16 protein-coding genes are annotated in these 14,231 nt (G+C 41.8%); 10 read left to right on the forward strand and 6 right to left on the reverse strand.

The features are described 5' to 3' along the window. The first annotated feature begins 440 nt into the window (after positions 1-440). Both OQE68_RS24995 and OQE68_RS25000 read left to right on the forward strand, forming a co-directional pair. A complete protein-coding gene (locus OQE68_RS24995) occupies positions 441-1,433 on the forward strand; it encodes a DNA replication terminus site-binding protein (RefSeq protein ID WP_180567062.1) in 993 nt (330 codons plus the stop codon). Between the two features lie 84 nt (positions 1,434-1,517). Then, positions 1,518-2,276, forward strand: a complete 759-nt coding sequence (locus tag OQE68_RS25000) for a substrate-binding periplasmic protein (RefSeq protein WP_180567063.1) — start codon at positions 1,518-1,520, stop codon at positions 2,274-2,276. A 40-nt stretch (positions 2,277-2,316) separates the two neighbouring features. On the opposite strand, the gene OQE68_RS25005 is transcribed toward OQE68_RS25000, so the two are convergent. Further along, positions 2,317-2,832, reverse strand: a complete 516-nt coding sequence (locus OQE68_RS25005) for an STAS domain-containing protein (RefSeq protein WP_180567064.1) — start codon at positions 2,830-2,832, stop codon at positions 2,317-2,319. A gap of 446 nt (positions 2,833-3,278) precedes the next feature. Here OQE68_RS25005 and OQE68_RS25010 point away from each other — a divergent pair, with 446 nt between their 5' ends. From OQE68_RS25010 to OQE68_RS25020, 4 genes are read left to right on the forward strand one after another with little or no spacing between them, the layout of a single operon-like run. Next, positions 3,279-3,827 (forward strand): DUF924 family protein, encoded by a 549-nt coding sequence (locus tag OQE68_RS25010; RefSeq protein WP_180567065.1) that lies wholly within the window; start codon positions 3,279-3,281, stop codon positions 3,825-3,827. 45 nt (positions 3,828-3,872) lie between these two features. Further along, positions 3,873-4,106, forward strand: coding sequence for a glutathione S-transferase N-terminal domain-containing protein (locus OQE68_RS25015; RefSeq protein ID WP_180567066.1), 234 nt, complete (start codon positions 3,873-3,875; stop codon positions 4,104-4,106). A 19-nt stretch (positions 4,107-4,125) separates the two neighbouring features. Continuing rightward, positions 4,126-4,266, forward strand: a complete 141-nt coding sequence (locus tag OQE68_RS31030) for a glutathione S-transferase family protein (protein ID WP_353618520.1) — start codon at positions 4,126-4,128, stop codon at positions 4,264-4,266. A gap of 9 nt (positions 4,267-4,275) precedes the next feature. After that, complete coding sequence (locus OQE68_RS25020) at positions 4,276-4,725, forward strand: hypothetical protein (protein WP_180567067.1); 450 nt, start codon at positions 4,276-4,278, stop codon at positions 4,723-4,725. A gap of 403 nt (positions 4,726-5,128) precedes the next feature. Here the strand turns inward: OQE68_RS25020 and OQE68_RS25025 are convergent, their stop codons facing one another. Both OQE68_RS25025 and OQE68_RS25030 read right to left on the reverse strand, forming a co-directional pair. Further along, on the reverse strand, positions 5,129-5,569 hold the full coding sequence (locus OQE68_RS25025) for a LysR substrate-binding domain-containing protein (protein ID WP_180567068.1): 441 nt from the start codon (positions 5,567-5,569) through the stop codon (positions 5,129-5,131). Continuing rightward, complete coding sequence (locus OQE68_RS25030; RefSeq protein ID WP_255490766.1) at positions 5,569-6,066, reverse strand: LysR family transcriptional regulator; 498 nt, start codon at positions 6,064-6,066, stop codon at positions 5,569-5,571. Before OQE68_RS25030 ends, OQE68_RS25025 begins: the two co-directional genes overlap by 1 nt. A 158-nt stretch (positions 6,067-6,224) precedes the next feature. Between OQE68_RS25030 and OQE68_RS25035 the strand changes: the two genes are divergently transcribed. Then, a complete protein-coding gene (locus OQE68_RS25035) occupies positions 6,225-7,214 on the forward strand; it encodes a D-cysteine desulfhydrase family protein (RefSeq protein ID WP_180567070.1) in 990 nt (329 codons plus the stop codon). Positions 7,215-7,399: 185 nt separating this feature from the next. On the opposite strand, the gene OQE68_RS25040 is transcribed toward OQE68_RS25035, so the two are convergent. The 3 genes from OQE68_RS25040 to OQE68_RS25050 form a co-directional block, all read right to left on the reverse strand. Next, the gene (locus tag OQE68_RS25040; RefSeq protein ID WP_180567071.1) at positions 7,400-7,855 is read right to left on the reverse strand and encodes an ArsI/CadI family heavy metal resistance metalloenzyme; all 456 of its coding nucleotides are present in this window, start codon (positions 7,853-7,855) and stop codon (positions 7,400-7,402) included. A 284-nt stretch (positions 7,856-8,139) separates the two neighbouring features. After that, positions 8,140-8,484, reverse strand: a complete 345-nt coding sequence (locus OQE68_RS25045; protein WP_180567072.1) for an ArsR/SmtB family transcription factor — start codon at positions 8,482-8,484, stop codon at positions 8,140-8,142. Between the two features lie 383 nt (positions 8,485-8,867). Next, positions 8,868-10,955: an acetate--CoA ligase family protein gene (locus OQE68_RS25050; RefSeq protein ID WP_180567073.1), complete on the reverse strand. Its 2,088-nt coding sequence runs from the start codon at positions 10,953-10,955 to the stop codon at positions 8,868-8,870. A gap of 123 nt (positions 10,956-11,078) precedes the next feature. Here OQE68_RS25050 and OQE68_RS25055 point away from each other — a divergent pair, with 123 nt between their 5' ends. The 3 genes from OQE68_RS25055 to OQE68_RS25065 all read left to right on the forward strand — a co-directional run bounded on the left by OQE68_RS25055 (position 11,079) and on the right by OQE68_RS25065 (position 14,117). Next, complete coding sequence (locus OQE68_RS25055) at positions 11,079-12,041, forward strand: GlxA family transcriptional regulator (protein WP_180567074.1); 963 nt, start codon at positions 11,079-11,081, stop codon at positions 12,039-12,041. A 197-nt stretch (positions 12,042-12,238) separates the two neighbouring features. After that, positions 12,239-13,129 carry a beta-keto acid cleavage family enzyme gene (locus OQE68_RS25060; protein WP_180567075.1) on the forward strand — a complete coding sequence of 297 codons (891 nt, stop codon included), beginning with the start codon at positions 12,239-12,241 and terminating at the stop codon, positions 13,127-13,129. A gap of 4 nt (positions 13,130-13,133) precedes the next feature. Next, on the forward strand, positions 13,134-14,117 hold the full coding sequence (locus OQE68_RS25065) for a 3-hydroxyacyl-CoA dehydrogenase NAD-binding domain-containing protein (protein WP_180567188.1): 984 nt from the start codon (positions 13,134-13,136) through the stop codon (positions 14,115-14,117). The last annotated feature ends 114 nt before the right edge of the window (positions 14,118-14,231 follow it).

The raw sequence follows: 14,231 nt of genomic DNA on the forward strand, positions 1-14,231 counted from the left end.
TCCGTTAATTACTCATCAGAGGGAGTAGGTTTAGTGAATATACCAAATTAAAGAGGTCAGAAGCTGACGTAGTTGGAAATATGCAAACACAGTAGGGTAATTTTAATCAATTAAGTGAAATATTTTGCATATTTTATTGTAAATAGCTAAACAATTTTAGACAGTGAGATGACTTTTATAGCTCATTTTTAGTCTATTTTTTAATCAAGTGTTATAAAAGATAAAATAAATAATGTTAACTAACGTGTGTTTTAAGTGAGAGGGAAGCACTGCTTATTAGGTATATTTTGAATAACTAGTAAACAAATTTATTTTAAAAGAAGTACGACATGAAAGGCTATATGTGTGTCGGGATTATTGACAGATAAGCGCCTTTAGACCATCCTAACATGCTCAATGCCAAAAAACTCCAATACAATCAGGATAACTAAAGAGCAAAGATGAGAACTCCCACATTTACTGAGAAGGAAGCGCTGCAACGGGAAATTGTAAGAGAAAGGTTCCACACTTTGGAGCGCTTTGGTAATCAGCTGAAGCAGCAGTTGCTGACTAGTGTTGAATTCACAATCCATACAGCCTGTGAAATTCCTATTCGAGAAGCCAGTGAAGTGCCTGAGAGCCTAGAGGTTAAACGCTTAGACTCTACTCATGAGACAACAAAGCGGGCTTTGGTAAATTTGTTGACTGATTTTTATAAAGCTGATGAACAAAATATTGTTTCAACTAAACGTTTAAGTGGAGTAGTGAGTATTGATGCAGATAGCTTTCAGCAACTGAAACAGTTTAATCAGTTGAAAATGTCACTTAAAGAAGCGATGTTGAAACTTCCTTTCAAAATAAGGCGACATATGCATAAGTATTTGTCATCACCTGGCCAGCCAACAGTTGTTTTACTACAAGCTTATCGACAAGTACCTTTATATTCCAAGGAATTGCTAACAGAGCAGCCCGGTGTTGTAGCGAAAATTCAACTACATTGGCGTCGTAAAGGAGTCGGTGGGAAACAGACGACAGTTGCAGAGCTACGTGGCCGGTTGATAGCAGAAGCCAATAGCTTGTTTGGTGAGGGCAGCTGTCAAAAGCCCTATACTGAATTCAGCTCAGACAACAGCAGGTTAACTCACTATCGAATGAATATCGAAGCATTAACGGAGTTACCTGATAATGAAGTACTGTTTGCCGACTATCGACTGATTCGACCTCATCCAAGGGCCAATATATTTTTTGCTGATGAGCAGGGCCAAGTCTTAACAAATCCATTGACGCCTGTAGCAGTGATGCCCATTTTTATTCATCAAACGATGCCTTTTTCTATTAAACCGCTTTCTAATCTTACCCCTCGTGATATAAGCAGGGATGGAAAGCAATTAGCTGATGTGCCTGTGACTGAAAACCCGTATGCGTTTCGCTATCTGGTCCCCCGCTATAGTTAATATGATAAAGAGAGTCTGGTTTTACCATCGTTGGAGGCTGTGCTTTACTGACTGGTAGTATTGCGAAACCATAATGGTAACCAAATGAAAAGGCCTCTAGCCAGGTTTTTAGGAGCAGTGATATGTGCTTGCGCTGTAAGCAGCTGGGCTGACGAGGCTATTTTGCAAGTTGTAACAGAAGAGTTCCCCCCCTATAACTATACAGAAAATCATGAAATTACAGGTATGAGTACAGAAGTAGTCAAAGCTGTGTTAGCTGAATTAAAGATTAATGCCGATTTTCGTTCATATCCTTGGGTAAGGGCATATAAAACGGCGTTGACTAAGCCTAATGTTTTAATTTACTCCATAGGTCGCAATGAAAAGCGAGAAAATCTTTTTAAATGGGTAGGGGTGGTTGCACCAGCAAAGTTTTATTTGTTTGCTTTAAAACAGCGAGCTGATATTAAAGTTAATAAGCTAGAAGAAGCGAAACAGTTTTTGGTGGGGACCTTTCGCGAAAGTGTTCGAGAGCAGTATTTATTACAAAAGGGTTTTAAAAAAAATGTCAACATAATTAGTTATTACGATTATAAACGTGGTTTGACTATGTTGGTGAATAAACGCATTGATTTATGGGCAATGAATGAAATGGTGGCTTATTATATATGTAAAAATATGGGGTATGTTCCAGATAAACTATTAAGCCAAGCTTATTTTTTTGCTGAATTATCACCAGAGGGTTACTATATGGCCTTTAATAAGGATACAGATGATACGTTAGTCAATAAACTCCAGCAAGGGTTAATGGCTATAAAAAATAAAGGCATTTTACAAAAAATTCACCAAAAATATGTAAACTAAACAACACTTGATTTTGATTATATTGATAGCTGTTTCTGGTTTAAATTAAATCTTCAATATTATCTTCTCGCTGGTCGGTTACTTTTTTGCTTTCTTTATTTTGCGTTTCTTCTTCATCAGTCGACGTTGCTTGTTGTTGGTCTTGAGATGTGGACTCTTGTGCTTGCTTGGGCTTTTGTGATTTTGTTATAGACCCGGAGGGCTTAAGTTGAGGTGGGGTGCTAGCGTAATGAATTTGGTAGTCATCCATCGTTTGTAAGCAGGGGATAACGCGGTTAACCTTCAGCATAGTCAGTAAGCCTAGAGGTTGCCCCTCAGCCCCTATAATAAAGATACGTTTTTGTTTTGCTTTTAAAATTTTGTGCATGTGGATAATGGTGCCAATTCCTGTTGAGTCCATAAATAGTACAGGTCTTAGGTTGACTAAAACATCATCGGTAATTTTATTTGCTAATTGGTCAAAAATGTATTTCAGTTTTCGTGACACTTTTGCATCAAAATGTTCTTTTAAGGAAATGATAACATTTTGTTCTTTTTTATAAATTGAAAAATCCATCAAAGCATCCCTTTCAGTTTTTTTAGTAAGGAGTTAATGGTAACTGACTTTATTTTTCCTGGTCTCCTGGGCGGGGAGTTATTGCTTTGTTTTAGTACTTCTTACTAGCATAGCTCAAAGTTGGATAAACCATGTACGACAGTTGCTATCTTGCCTTAGGGTTGGAATGATATTTTTGCAGTTGCTTATTATTTTAGCTGTAAATAGATAAGGACAGTCTATAAAATCAGTGTTTTTAGCAAAATAGGGTTAGGATGGCTGATTTTGTTATGGTATTAAGGCTGTTGTTCGATTAATCAAAGAGTTACTGTCCTGTAAATTAAAAATAAAAAATCAGACGGCTATAGTGGGGTAAAGCTTTCATTGGGGTATAATGAACCAAAGGTTTACCTTACCTCAAATCCACTGGTGTTGGCAAAGCGCTTAAATTAGACCATCCTATCACTATGACAAATACAACATTCACAGCTATTCTTGACTTCTGGTTCAACGAAATCACACCACAACAGTGGTGGGCAAAAGATGACAATTTTGATCAATTAATTAAAGACCGTTTTTTATCAATACATACTCAAGCAGTCACAGGGGAGCTATACCATTGGCGTAAGCAAACAGAAGGGCGTTTAGCTGAGGTCATAATTATTGATCAGTTTTCACGTAATATTTTTCGAAATAAGCCTGAGGCTTTCCGTTGGGATTCGATGGCTCTTGTGTTAGCTCAGGAGGCAGTTGCATTACAGTTGGATGCACAGCTCTCCACTCAACAACGTGCATTTTTGTATATGCCTTATATGCACAGTGAGTCATTAGTGATTCATGAACAAGCGGTTAAGCTCTTTAGCCAGCCAGGCTTAGAAAGCAATTTATCATTTGAGCTAAAACATAAAGTCATTATTGAACAATTTGGTCGTTACCCCCATCGTAATCAACTAGTAGGTCGTCAGTCGACATCTGAAGAGCAAATATTTTTAACTAAACCAGGCTCTAGCTTCTAAGGGCCATTCTTGACAATTAGTAGAGGTGCCCTAAGGGGGTAGCCTATGGAACTACTTTATAGTGATGCTTCACCTTTTGCGCGAGCAGTACGAATAGTGATACGTCAGTTAGCAATAGATAATATAAAGGAAACGGTCAGCCATCCCTTTAACAATGAGCCTGCTTTGTTACAAGCCAATCCATTAGGGAAAGTACCTTGTTTAGTCATTGATGATTCACCTGCACTGATGGACAGTGAGTTAAACAGAGCTAGAGCATACTATTCATGTATTACCTGACTCTCCAACCATTGCTCATGTGTTTTTAGGCTGTTGTTGTGACTATTTATCATTTCGTCATAGTGAATTACACTGGCAACAGGCGTTTCCAGTACTGGCTAATTGGTTTGAAAACAACTGCCGTGGAGATGAATGGTTTACTACCAAGCCGAGAATTTAGTAGGTAAAGATGAAACAGTGGATTTTTATTGCCCTAGGTGTGTGTTGTAGTTTGGTTGGTGGTCTTTTTTTCGCCATTTCATTTTTTATTTGGTTTTATTTTGATAATCCCTACTCAGAAGGGTTTTCTTTACCTTTTGTGATTACCTTTTTATTGATGATCATCATTGGTACCTGGATGGTGATTCGGAATAGAAAGCAGTTAAGGCAAATAGAGCAGGAAGGCCTCGAAAAACGCATTCTAACTGCCATTCAAGCGAATGCAGGTCAGGTCACTGCCGCAGAAGTGGCTGTTTTGGCGGGGTGTACCTTAGAGCAGGCAACCGCTCAATTAGATCAGCTATGTGAGAAAGGGATGGGAGAGTTGCAAGTAACTGATGGCGGTAAGCTGGTTTATCAGTTTACTGGATTTGCTCAAGCAAGTGATAAAGCAACTGCACGCTCACCACTTGAACCTTAGCTCCAGGTTTTGTTATTTGGTGTTTGCTTAAACATTTCACGTTAAACAAACACCATTACTAAAATTAAAGCATTATGAAATTAAGCTGCTTTTTTAAGATTTCTCTTTAATTTTTTGATCTTACTGGCATGCTTTTCCATTTTAGCTTTTCTTTGCTTAAGCTCTTTTTTAAGTTCTTTAGCTTTTTTAGTCATTTACTAAACTCCTGCATTTTGATACTTAGAATTGCTTCCCTTAACAGATGACTGCTTAGGGAACCCTTATGTAAGATAGCAATTTAGCATACTTGCCAGTAGAAAATCGTATATATGTTTTATATAAAATTTTCATATTCAGGTAATATTATTATTTCTTAATTGAAAGCTTGCCCAAGCATTTCATTGAGTATTAAAGGCTCTGTGCATTATTGTTCAATAGGAGCAGCTTCCACTGCATGTGATAGCCACCTGATTAAAGCGTTGATAGCTGGCTGGTTAACTCGGTCAGGGTGACAAACGAAGTAGTAGCTGTGTTTAGCTATGATAGGCTGACCAAAAGGAGTAACCAACTGGCCGGCTTTCACAGTGCTATTGATTAAGTTGAGCCTACCTAAGGCAATACCTTGGCTATTAATTGCTGCTTGAATAGCGGCTTCACTGATATCGAAAGTATACTGATAACGGGCTGTTATGGCTGCATTATCTGACTGTTGTAACCAATAATCCCACTCGTCATAATGTTCTGTTTCTGGGCAAGCTTGTGAATCATGGAAAATAAGGCAATTATTAATATTTTCTGGCTTTCCATATAAGTCATGTTCTACTGCATATTCAGGACTACAGATAGGCTGAAGTGCTTCTGCCATTAATTTTTAGCGTAAAGCCCTGGGTATTTTCCTGCTCCGTAGTAGATTGCTGCATCCACATTTTCAGTTAAAAAGTCCCGTAGGTTATTGGGTGTTTCAACAGCAATTGATAACTTAGGATGGATGGCTTTAAGTTGTCCCAAGCGAGGGGCTAACCAATTGATAGAAAATGAAGCAGGAGCTGATAAGGTTAAATGACCGCTGATATCTTGATGTCGGATATCCTGAATGGTGACATTTAGTGTGTGCAAAAAGTGCCCTATAGATGAAAGCAGTTGTTTCCCTTCTGTAGTCAATTCAATATTTCGATTAAACCTTAAGAATAAATTAAAGCCTAACTGCTTTTCTAAGTTTTTGATCCGGTGGCTAACAGCACTCTGGGTCAAGTGAAGCTCTTTGGCTGCTAGGGTAAAACTCATATGTTTAGCAGTACAGGCAAAGCAGTGAAGATTAGCAAGTATAGTGGCATTTAGAGGGCTTACTTTCTCATTAATCATATTAATCCGTAGATTGAAATTTCTCGCTTGTGATCATGAATAGGTATTTGTTGTAATGATACCGTTCTTACACCCTGTTAAAAAAGCCGATAAAAAAGTTCAATTTATACCCAAAACGTAGGCTATCTATTATCGTTAATAAAGTACTAAGGTGTCATATGTTATCTCATTCACTGCCTCGCACATCATTGGGTTTTTTCCCAACGCCTGTTGTCGAACTAAAACGGCTCAGTAACCAGTTAAAGGGGCCTCGAATTTTTGTTAAACGAGATGATCAGACTGGGTTAGCGCTGGGGGGTAATAAAACCCGAAAACTGGAGTATCTCGTTGCGGATGCATTACAACAAGGCTGTGATACCCTGGTCACTGCAGGTGCTCCTCAGTCCAATCACTGTCGCCAAACGGCAGCTGCAGCGGCATTAATGGGGCTAGATTGCTACTTGGTGCTGGGAGGAGAGGCGACTAACAAGATAAATGGAAACTTATTGTTGGACCAATTGTTGGGTGCCAATATCCACTGGTCTGGAGAGCAACGCAAAGGCGAGCAAATTCCTCAAATAATTAACGCATTAACGGAACAGGGGAAAAAGCCATATGTTATCCCCTATGGTGGGTCGAATGCTATTGGGGCTGCGGCCTTTGTTTTTGCTGGAGAAGAACTATACCTGCAACAGCGTCACCTTGATATTGAGTTTGACCATATTGTATTTGCTTCCAGTTCAGGGGGAACTCATGCAGGCCTAACGGTAGGGAAGTCGTTGTTGCAACTGAATACACAAATTATCGGTATTGGTATTGATAAAGGTGAGGTAGGTGATCTGCCTTATACAACTTATTTAACCCAACTCAGCAATGAAACTCATGCCCTTGTTTCGCAAGAGCAAGGTCACTACACAGAGTCAGATTTTATTCTGAATACCCATTATCAGGGAGCAGGTTATGGCGTAGTGGGTGATTTAGAAAGAGAAGTTATTCAGCTAGTAGCCCAAACGGAAGGTATTTTATTAGACCCTGTTTATACGGGGCGAGCAATGGGCGCATTAATTGATATGATTCGAAATAAACAATTTGATCAACAAGAAACCGTCTTATTTTGGCATACAGGTGGTGCGCCGGCTTTATTTGATTATGCTGCTGAGCTTATTTAGGGCACCTTTAAAATAGTTTACTGTCTCTAGCTTTCTGGTAAATTCGCAATCAAGGCGTTGGTTTGAAGGTATGCTGGTGGCCTGTCGAAAACCTGTCCTTTATTGATTCATGGAAAAATACACCAACTGAATAACGGAGTATGTTTTCATATTCAGTTATTCAGATGGCAAATAAATCCATATTATTAACAACAGCTACCGGTTGTAGATATACAACAACTGGACTGTTTTTTACTAGGGTTGTCTGGTTGATCGCTATTTGATTGATCATGGTAGGTCGCTACCGTTTCCATCGAATGGAATGCTTCCCAGGCAATACCGTCGGGGTCCGTTGTCCAGTATTTATTGGATCGTGCATAACAGCAGTGAGTATCTTGTTGGGCAGCAATGGGTTGGTTGGCTAACTCCATTGCCGTTTTTATCTTTTCCAGTCCTTCATTGTTTGTAACCTGAAGGCCTAAATGATCTACACCGAACTGTTGGCTGTGATTCGATAGGGCAAAATTAACAAATGGATCATCCAATTGCCACTTAGCATAGTCTGCTTTTAGTACTGTCGGCTCAGACTCAAACAACTGACTGTAGAATTGAACACTTTGCTGTAGGTTTTTTACATTGAGGTGAATATGTAATCGTTTCATGATTTATTCTCTTTTTTTATTTAATATGGATATATGGAATTCCATATATTTAAAACCGCAAATATTCAAAGTTCTTCTATATAACAGTTACTCCGTATTTATTCACAAATACGCTATATGACCCTCCTGGAGGGCGATCTACTTACTCCTTTTCTTTTTGAGACTGTCGCGAAAATAAGTCTAGTGTCCGATATGGAGTAGCAGGCTATTCCTCGCCGCTCTAAAAGCCCATCCCTGGCCTTTAGAGCTAAAGCTGTTCCCGACAGCAGAGATTGAATACCCTGTTACCCCATATCCACTAGCTTTTTGCAGCATTTAGCCCTTAGCGCAACCTGTTTAAAACCTGGGTCTTTATTAAACACAGGTTTTAAGCCTGCAATGATATTACTCATCCAGCCAGGCATTAAGGGGTTAAGTGCATAATAGACCCACTGCCCACGCCGCTCATCCACGACCAAGCCACAACTTCGTAATTGGGCAAGGTGACGGCTGACCTTAGGCTGAGAAATGTTGATTGCTGCAGCTAAATCACATACACAGAGTGATTCATGGTTGCACAACAACATCAGGCACTGCAGTCGCGTATCATCAGATAAACATTTAAAAAAAAGCGAAGGTTTGTTAGTCATTGGTTACCGAACCGCTGTTTTATCATTTCTAGTTAAGGGTCTATTTATCTGTATATATGGATAAGCGTATATATAGTTTAAACAATATGCAAATTTTTATTCAATAAACTCTGCTTCAGGTACTGTTTGAGGTGACAGCTTAAGCTGTAACAAAGTAGTGGTTTTTTGGTTAATAATAAGTTTGCCTTGGCCAGGGCCAATCACCGTCATTTCAGCAATAGGGGTACCCTATTGATGTCGATCAATTAACTCGGTAATTCTCGTCTATCGGCTACTGTACCGAGCAAAGCACCATGGGTAAGGAATATATCGGCTGAGCTTACTGATTTTAGTTGATATTCGTTAAGCCGTTTTCCCAACAATTTGGCTTGCTAGCCTAAATTTCATGCAACGATTAAAGCATCTAATGCCAGTACTCCTTGTTCATTAACCACGACCGGGTTGATATCAATTTCTTTGACTTGTCCTGCGAGTTGGTTGACTAATTGACAGAATTGGTAAATAGCGTCTATTAAAGCGTCAATATTAGCGGATGGATTGCCGCGAACACCGGTTAATATGCGATAGCTTTTCAGCTGGGTTAATTTATGTTTTATCTCGGCTGGTGAGGCAGAAGGTAATAAGAACATTTTATCATTTAAATATTCAGCCAAAATGCCCCCAGCACCAATAATGATGATAGGGCCAAAGGTGTCATCAGTTTTCATACCAAAAATCAGCTCGTGATCAAAAGACTGCATAGGCTGAATCAGTGCTTCAGGTCCTAATTGGGTTGATAACTGCTGATAGGCAGTAAGTAATGCATCCATATCCTTTAAGTTAAGGATAACTCCGCCAACATCAGCTTTATGCAGAACGCCAGGCTTAGCGGTTTTTAATACCACGGGAAAGGGTAGCTGGTGTTGTAAATTTCGTATTGCTTGAACATTATTGATGGCATAACTGATATTGGTTGGAAAACCATATTCTTTTAATAACAGCAGGGCATCATGTTCTTGAATAACATTTTGTTTGGTTAATACATCAATAGTTGTATTTGTTTGAGGGAACGTATTTTTTTGAGGTGTTGCAGTTTTTTGCTGGCTAACGGATGAATATTGGAAATCTCTAAAATCGAATAAATGTTTAATGGCTAATAGGGCAGGGCGAGTGCCGGTTAATACAGGTACATTTAATTGGTTTAATCGTTTAGTGGTTTTACTGCGGCGAGAGCCACTGAAGTTGGTCATAAATACCATGGGTTTTTCAGTGGTTTTTTGGGCGATTTTTATGGCTTCCACCAAGCCATCAGTGAGAAAGTAATCGTCACGAATATCTTGGCTGAATAAACCAATGGCTGCATTGGAGTCTTGCATCATTATTGCCAAGGACTCACCAAAAATACGCTCAAAATCTAAACCGGTTCCCCATGGGTCTAACGGGTTATCAGCGGTTTGGCCAAACTCTTGAATCGCTTGCAACTGGGTTTGGGTGGTGTCATCCATGGTCGCGAAGGGGAGGGAGATGGCTTCAGCTTCATCGGCTAGCAGGTTGCGTTCACCCCCTGAGTCAGCCACGGCCATTACCCCCCCGCCAGTAATAGACGGAAATTGGCTGAACAACAGTAAGCTATTGGCCAGTTCATCCAAGCTCGATACGCGAATCACCCCATAATGATCAAACACTGCTTGCAAGGCATCATCATCGCCAGCCATACCCCCTGAATGGCTTAATGCAAACTGAGCCCCCAGTTCACTGCGACCCACTTTCATTGCAACAACTGGAACACCCTGACGGATTGCTTGCTGCAATGCCTGAATAAATAAAGCGGGTTTACGGATTGTTTCAACATACAAACCAATCACTCGGGTGGTGGGTTGGCTTAAGGCGTAAAGGATAAAGTCAGCCGCACAAGTCGTGGTTTCTGCACCGGTGGCAATGGCCAAATTGAATGTCAGCTGTGGGTCGTTATGGGTCAGGGTGCTAAATACTGAGCCAGACTGAGTGATTAAGGTAATATGACCAGGGGTGGCATCATTGGGCGCTTTAAACCCACAAACCCGTAGCTGAATGTCGTGGTTATAAAAGCCCATCGCATTGTGGCCTAATAAGGGTATTCCAGCGGCTTCGCACTGGGCGGCAATCCGTGAGGCCAATGGTGGCTCGATATCATCAGGTAATATGGCGTTTGCAAATAGCACAATCGCTTTAACTCCCCCCTCAATGGCGGCTGCCACTTGCGCTTCTGCTCGATGGGCGGCAATACATAATACGGCTAAATCCACCGGTTTGTTGATAGCTTGCAGGCTTTCATAACAAGGCAAGCCACAGACTTCTGTATAACGGGGGTTAATGGGGTAAATGTCACCCTTGAAGCTAGATTGTTGAATCATGGCAACCATATCATGGCCTAGCCCAGGTTTATTGGAGGCGCCAATTAAGCCGATAGATTGGGGGGTGAGTAAGGGATTGAGAGTGGTGGTTATGCACATGACAGCTTATCCAATTGGCTATTTGTATTTATTTGAAAATCACTATAGGAGGAGGAATTCACTTGATTTTGCTCTTTTCCGATTTTAATTTGATATAAACCGTCAAATTTTTAGGAAAAATGAATGTTTGGTGACCCTCCTCATAAGCTGCCCCAACAGATCAGCTATTTGCTGTTGCCACGCTTTTCCCTGATTGGCTTTTCTTCATTGGTTGATCCTTTACGCTGGGCCAATACCATTAGTGGCAAAGAACTATATGGTTGGAACAATCTTGCAGTAACAGGCACATCGGTCGAGTCCAGCGACCGGATTGCGGTGCAGGTGGATGGCACAATTAATGAAATTGATCATTGCCAAATGCTGATTGTCTGTGCCGGTTATGATCCCCAGCATCAGGTGAATCCGGCCCTAATGGGTTGGCTTAGGCGACAAGCCTCCCATGGCGCCCTTATTGGTGCCCAAGATACAGGCAGCTATATTCTGGCCAGTGCCGGATTATTAAATAACTATCGTGCCACCATTCACTGGGAAAACCTGCAAAGCTTTGCTGAGATGTTTCCTCAAGTAAAAGTGGTCAATGATATTTTTGAAATTGATCGAAATCGGTTTTCTTGCTCTGGCGGGCTATCTGGTTTAGATATGATGCTGCATTTGGTGCAATGCCAACATGGTCAAGACTTGGCCTCCGCCATTGCTGAACAGCTTATTTACAGTCAGCGACGCAGTGCTGAGCACCCCCAGCTGTTATCTCTTCAGGCCCGATTGGGTACAACCAACCCTAAGTTAATTGCTGCCATTAAAATTATGCGCAGAAATCTAGAAGAGCCATTGAGTATTCCTGCGCTGGCGGCTGAAGTGCATATTTCTGATCGAGAGCTGGAACGGCTATTTCGCAAGCATTTGCAGACCACACCAGGTAGCTACTATCGAAATCTCAGGCTAGAGCAGGCCAGGTGTTTGCTACAACAAACCAGCCGCAGTGTCACTAATATTGCGGTTGCCTGTGGCTTTAGTTCATCCGCTCACTTTTCCCGCAGTTACCTCAGCCGATATGGGATAGCGCCAAGCAAAGATCGTCAGTCATAAGCTGACCTTTTTTGATAAACATGGCTTAAAACTGTCATATTTGTCGATTTTAGATAAGTTATCTTCGATTAATATCAATTATTCTTAGAGCAGGCAGGGTAGCTTGATAGGCAGTCACAACAGCAGTGCAACAACAATAACAAGTCAAAACAAAAACAAAAAACAGACAAAAACCATTAGAAGGAATTCGCCTGAGCATGAATCACGATGTCATTATCACCTGTGCAGTCACAGGCTCTGGAGATACTGTAGGAAAACATCCTGCTATTCCGATTACCCCAGCCCAAATCGCTAACGCTGCCATTGAAGCTGCTAAAGCCGGTGCGGCGATTGCCCATATCCATGTTCGCGACCCAGCTACCGGCAAGGCATCCCGTGATGTCGCCCTTTATCGGGAAGTCGTAGAGCGGATTAGAGAGCAAAGCACCGATATTGTTATCAACTTAACAGCAGGCATGGGGGGCGATCTTTACCTTGGGCCTGATAAAGCACCCACGGATTTTTCCGAAAGCACTGATCTGGTAGGGGGAATGGCCAGGCTGCCCCATGTAGAAGCGTTACTGCCAGAAATCTGCACATTGGATTGTGGCTCTCTCAATTTTGGTGACAGCAATTTAGTGTATGTGGCAACGCCTGAAATGCTTCGGATCGGCGCTAAACGCATCCAAGCCTTGGGGGTGAAGCCTGAGCTGGAAATTTTTGATACCGGTAATCTCTGGTTTGCCTTGCAACTATTAAAAGAGGAGTTGGTTGATTCGCCACCTTTGTTTCAGCTTTGTCATGGGATTCCCTGGGGGGCGCCCCCAGACATTGGCGTCATGACCGGAATGGTTAATCTGTTGCCAGATAATGCTAACTGGACAGCCTTTGCCTTGGGGCGTAATCAAATGCCTTGGGTGGCGCAGTCAATGCTGTTAGGTGGCAATGTAAGGGTTGGTTTGGAAGACAACCTGTATTTGGATAAAGGAGTATTTGCCAGTAATGGTCAGTTGGTAGAGCGAGCAGCCAATATCGTTACCAACCTGGGAGGGCGGTTGTTATCCCCTGCCGAAGCAAGAACCAAGCTAGGGCTGAAGCAACATGGATAAACCAATGGAACAACCCATAGTGAGCCGATTGGAGCCTACTCAAGTCAGTCGGGCAGGAGTGATTGGTACTGGTACCATTGGTGGCGCCTGGGCTTTACATTTTCTAAGAATGGGAATGGATGTAGTCGCTTATGATCCAGGCCCTGATGCCCAACAAAATCTGTTGAATATGGTCGAAGCCATTTGGCCCACCATGAAAGAGCTGGGATTGCGTGAAGGCGCCAGCCCTCAGCGACTGAGCTTTGCCAATAGCATGGAAGCGTTGACTCAATGTGTTCAGGTGATTCAAGAAAGCACCCCAGAAAATTTAACAGCCAAGCGAAAGTTATTTGCTGAACTGGATTCGATAACCCCCGCAGATGTCGTGATTATTTCCAGTACCTCTGGTTTTGCTATGACGGATATGCAGGTAGATTGCCTGCATCATCCGGAGCGCTTTGTAGTAGGGCATCCGTTTAATCCCCCTTATCTGATTCCTTTCTGTGAAGTGGTGGGGGGAAAACAAACCAGCCCAGAAGCAGTTGATTGGACCGCGGCTTTTTATGAGTCCATCGAAAAGCAAGTCGCCAAGATGGATAAGGAGCTACCAGGTTTTATTGGTAATCGGCTGCAAGAGGCCCTTTGGCGCGAAGCGCTGCATATGGTGGCGAATAACGAATGCAGTGTCGAAGATATCGATAAGTCCATTGCCTATGGGATGGGGTTGCGCTGGGCCATTATGGGTCACTGCTTAACTTATCATTTGGGGGGTGGCCAAGGGGGAATGGCTCATTTATTAGATCATTTTGCCCCTGCTTTGAAGGAGCCCTGGACTCGGTTAGAAGCACCTGAACTCACCCCTGAATTGCGTGATGCCATGGTACAAGGCTGCCTAAACCAGACAGAAGGTCGTTCAATTAATGAACTGGTTAAAGAAAGGGATGACTGTTTAATACGTATTATCAATACGTTAAAAGAATATAAAGCAAGCCACGGTATTCAGCGGTAATACGGAATACTAAACAATACCGTTTTTAACTCTACGCGTAGAGGCTGTCGTTAAAGCTGAGAAATAGGGAGTGATAGGGTGTTCTGGAACGGCTGTCGGGAACAGCCAAAGCTC

The sequence above is a fragment of the Spartinivicinus marinus genome (genome assembly GCF_026309355.1).
GTDB lineage: Bacteria > Pseudomonadota > Gammaproteobacteria > Pseudomonadales > Zooshikellaceae > Spartinivicinus > Spartinivicinus marinus.

Bases quoted from the DNA above. Each gene is read 5' to 3' on its own strand.
- OQE68_RS25060 (WP_180567075.1), top strand. From the start codon at position 12,239: ATGAATCACGATGTCATTATCACCTGTGCAGTCACAGGCTCTGGAGAT.
- OQE68_RS25035 (WP_180567070.1), top strand. From the start codon at position 6,225: ATGTTATCTCATTCACTGCCTCGCACATCATTGGGTTTTTTCCCAACG.
- OQE68_RS25040 (WP_180567071.1), bottom strand. From the start codon at position 7,855: ATGAAACGATTACATATTCACCTCAATGTAAAAAACCTACAGCAAAGT.
- OQE68_RS25005 (WP_180567064.1), bottom strand. From the start codon at position 2,832: ATGGATTTTTCAATTTATAAAAAAGAACAAAATGTTATCATTTCCTTA.
- OQE68_RS24995 (WP_180567062.1), top strand. From the start codon at position 441: ATGAGAACTCCCACATTTACTGAGAAGGAAGCGCTGCAACGGGAAATT.
- OQE68_RS25050 (WP_180567073.1), bottom strand. From the start codon at position 10,955: ATGTGCATAACCACCACTCTCAATCCCTTACTCACCCCCCAATCTATC.
- OQE68_RS25015 (WP_180567066.1), top strand. From the start codon at position 3,873: ATGGAACTACTTTATAGTGATGCTTCACCTTTTGCGCGAGCAGTACGA.
- OQE68_RS25020 (WP_180567067.1), top strand. From the start codon at position 4,276: ATGAAACAGTGGATTTTTATTGCCCTAGGTGTGTGTTGTAGTTTGGTT.
- OQE68_RS25030 (WP_255490766.1), bottom strand. From the start codon at position 6,066: ATGATTAATGAGAAAGTAAGCCCTCTAAATGCCACTATACTTGCTAAT.
- OQE68_RS25000 (WP_180567063.1), top strand. From the start codon at position 1,518: ATGAAAAGGCCTCTAGCCAGGTTTTTAGGAGCAGTGATATGTGCTTGC.
- OQE68_RS25010 (WP_180567065.1), top strand. From the start codon at position 3,279: ATGACAAATACAACATTCACAGCTATTCTTGACTTCTGGTTCAACGAA.
- OQE68_RS25055 (WP_180567074.1), top strand. From the start codon at position 11,079: ATGTTTGGTGACCCTCCTCATAAGCTGCCCCAACAGATCAGCTATTTG.
- OQE68_RS25065 (WP_180567188.1), top strand. From the start codon at position 13,134: ATGGAACAACCCATAGTGAGCCGATTGGAGCCTACTCAAGTCAGTCGG.
- OQE68_RS25045 (WP_180567072.1), bottom strand. From the start codon at position 8,484: ATGACTAACAAACCTTCGCTTTTTTTTAAATGTTTATCTGATGATACG.
- OQE68_RS25025 (WP_180567068.1), bottom strand. From the start codon at position 5,569: ATGGCAGAAGCACTTCAGCCTATCTGTAGTCCTGAATATGCAGTAGAA.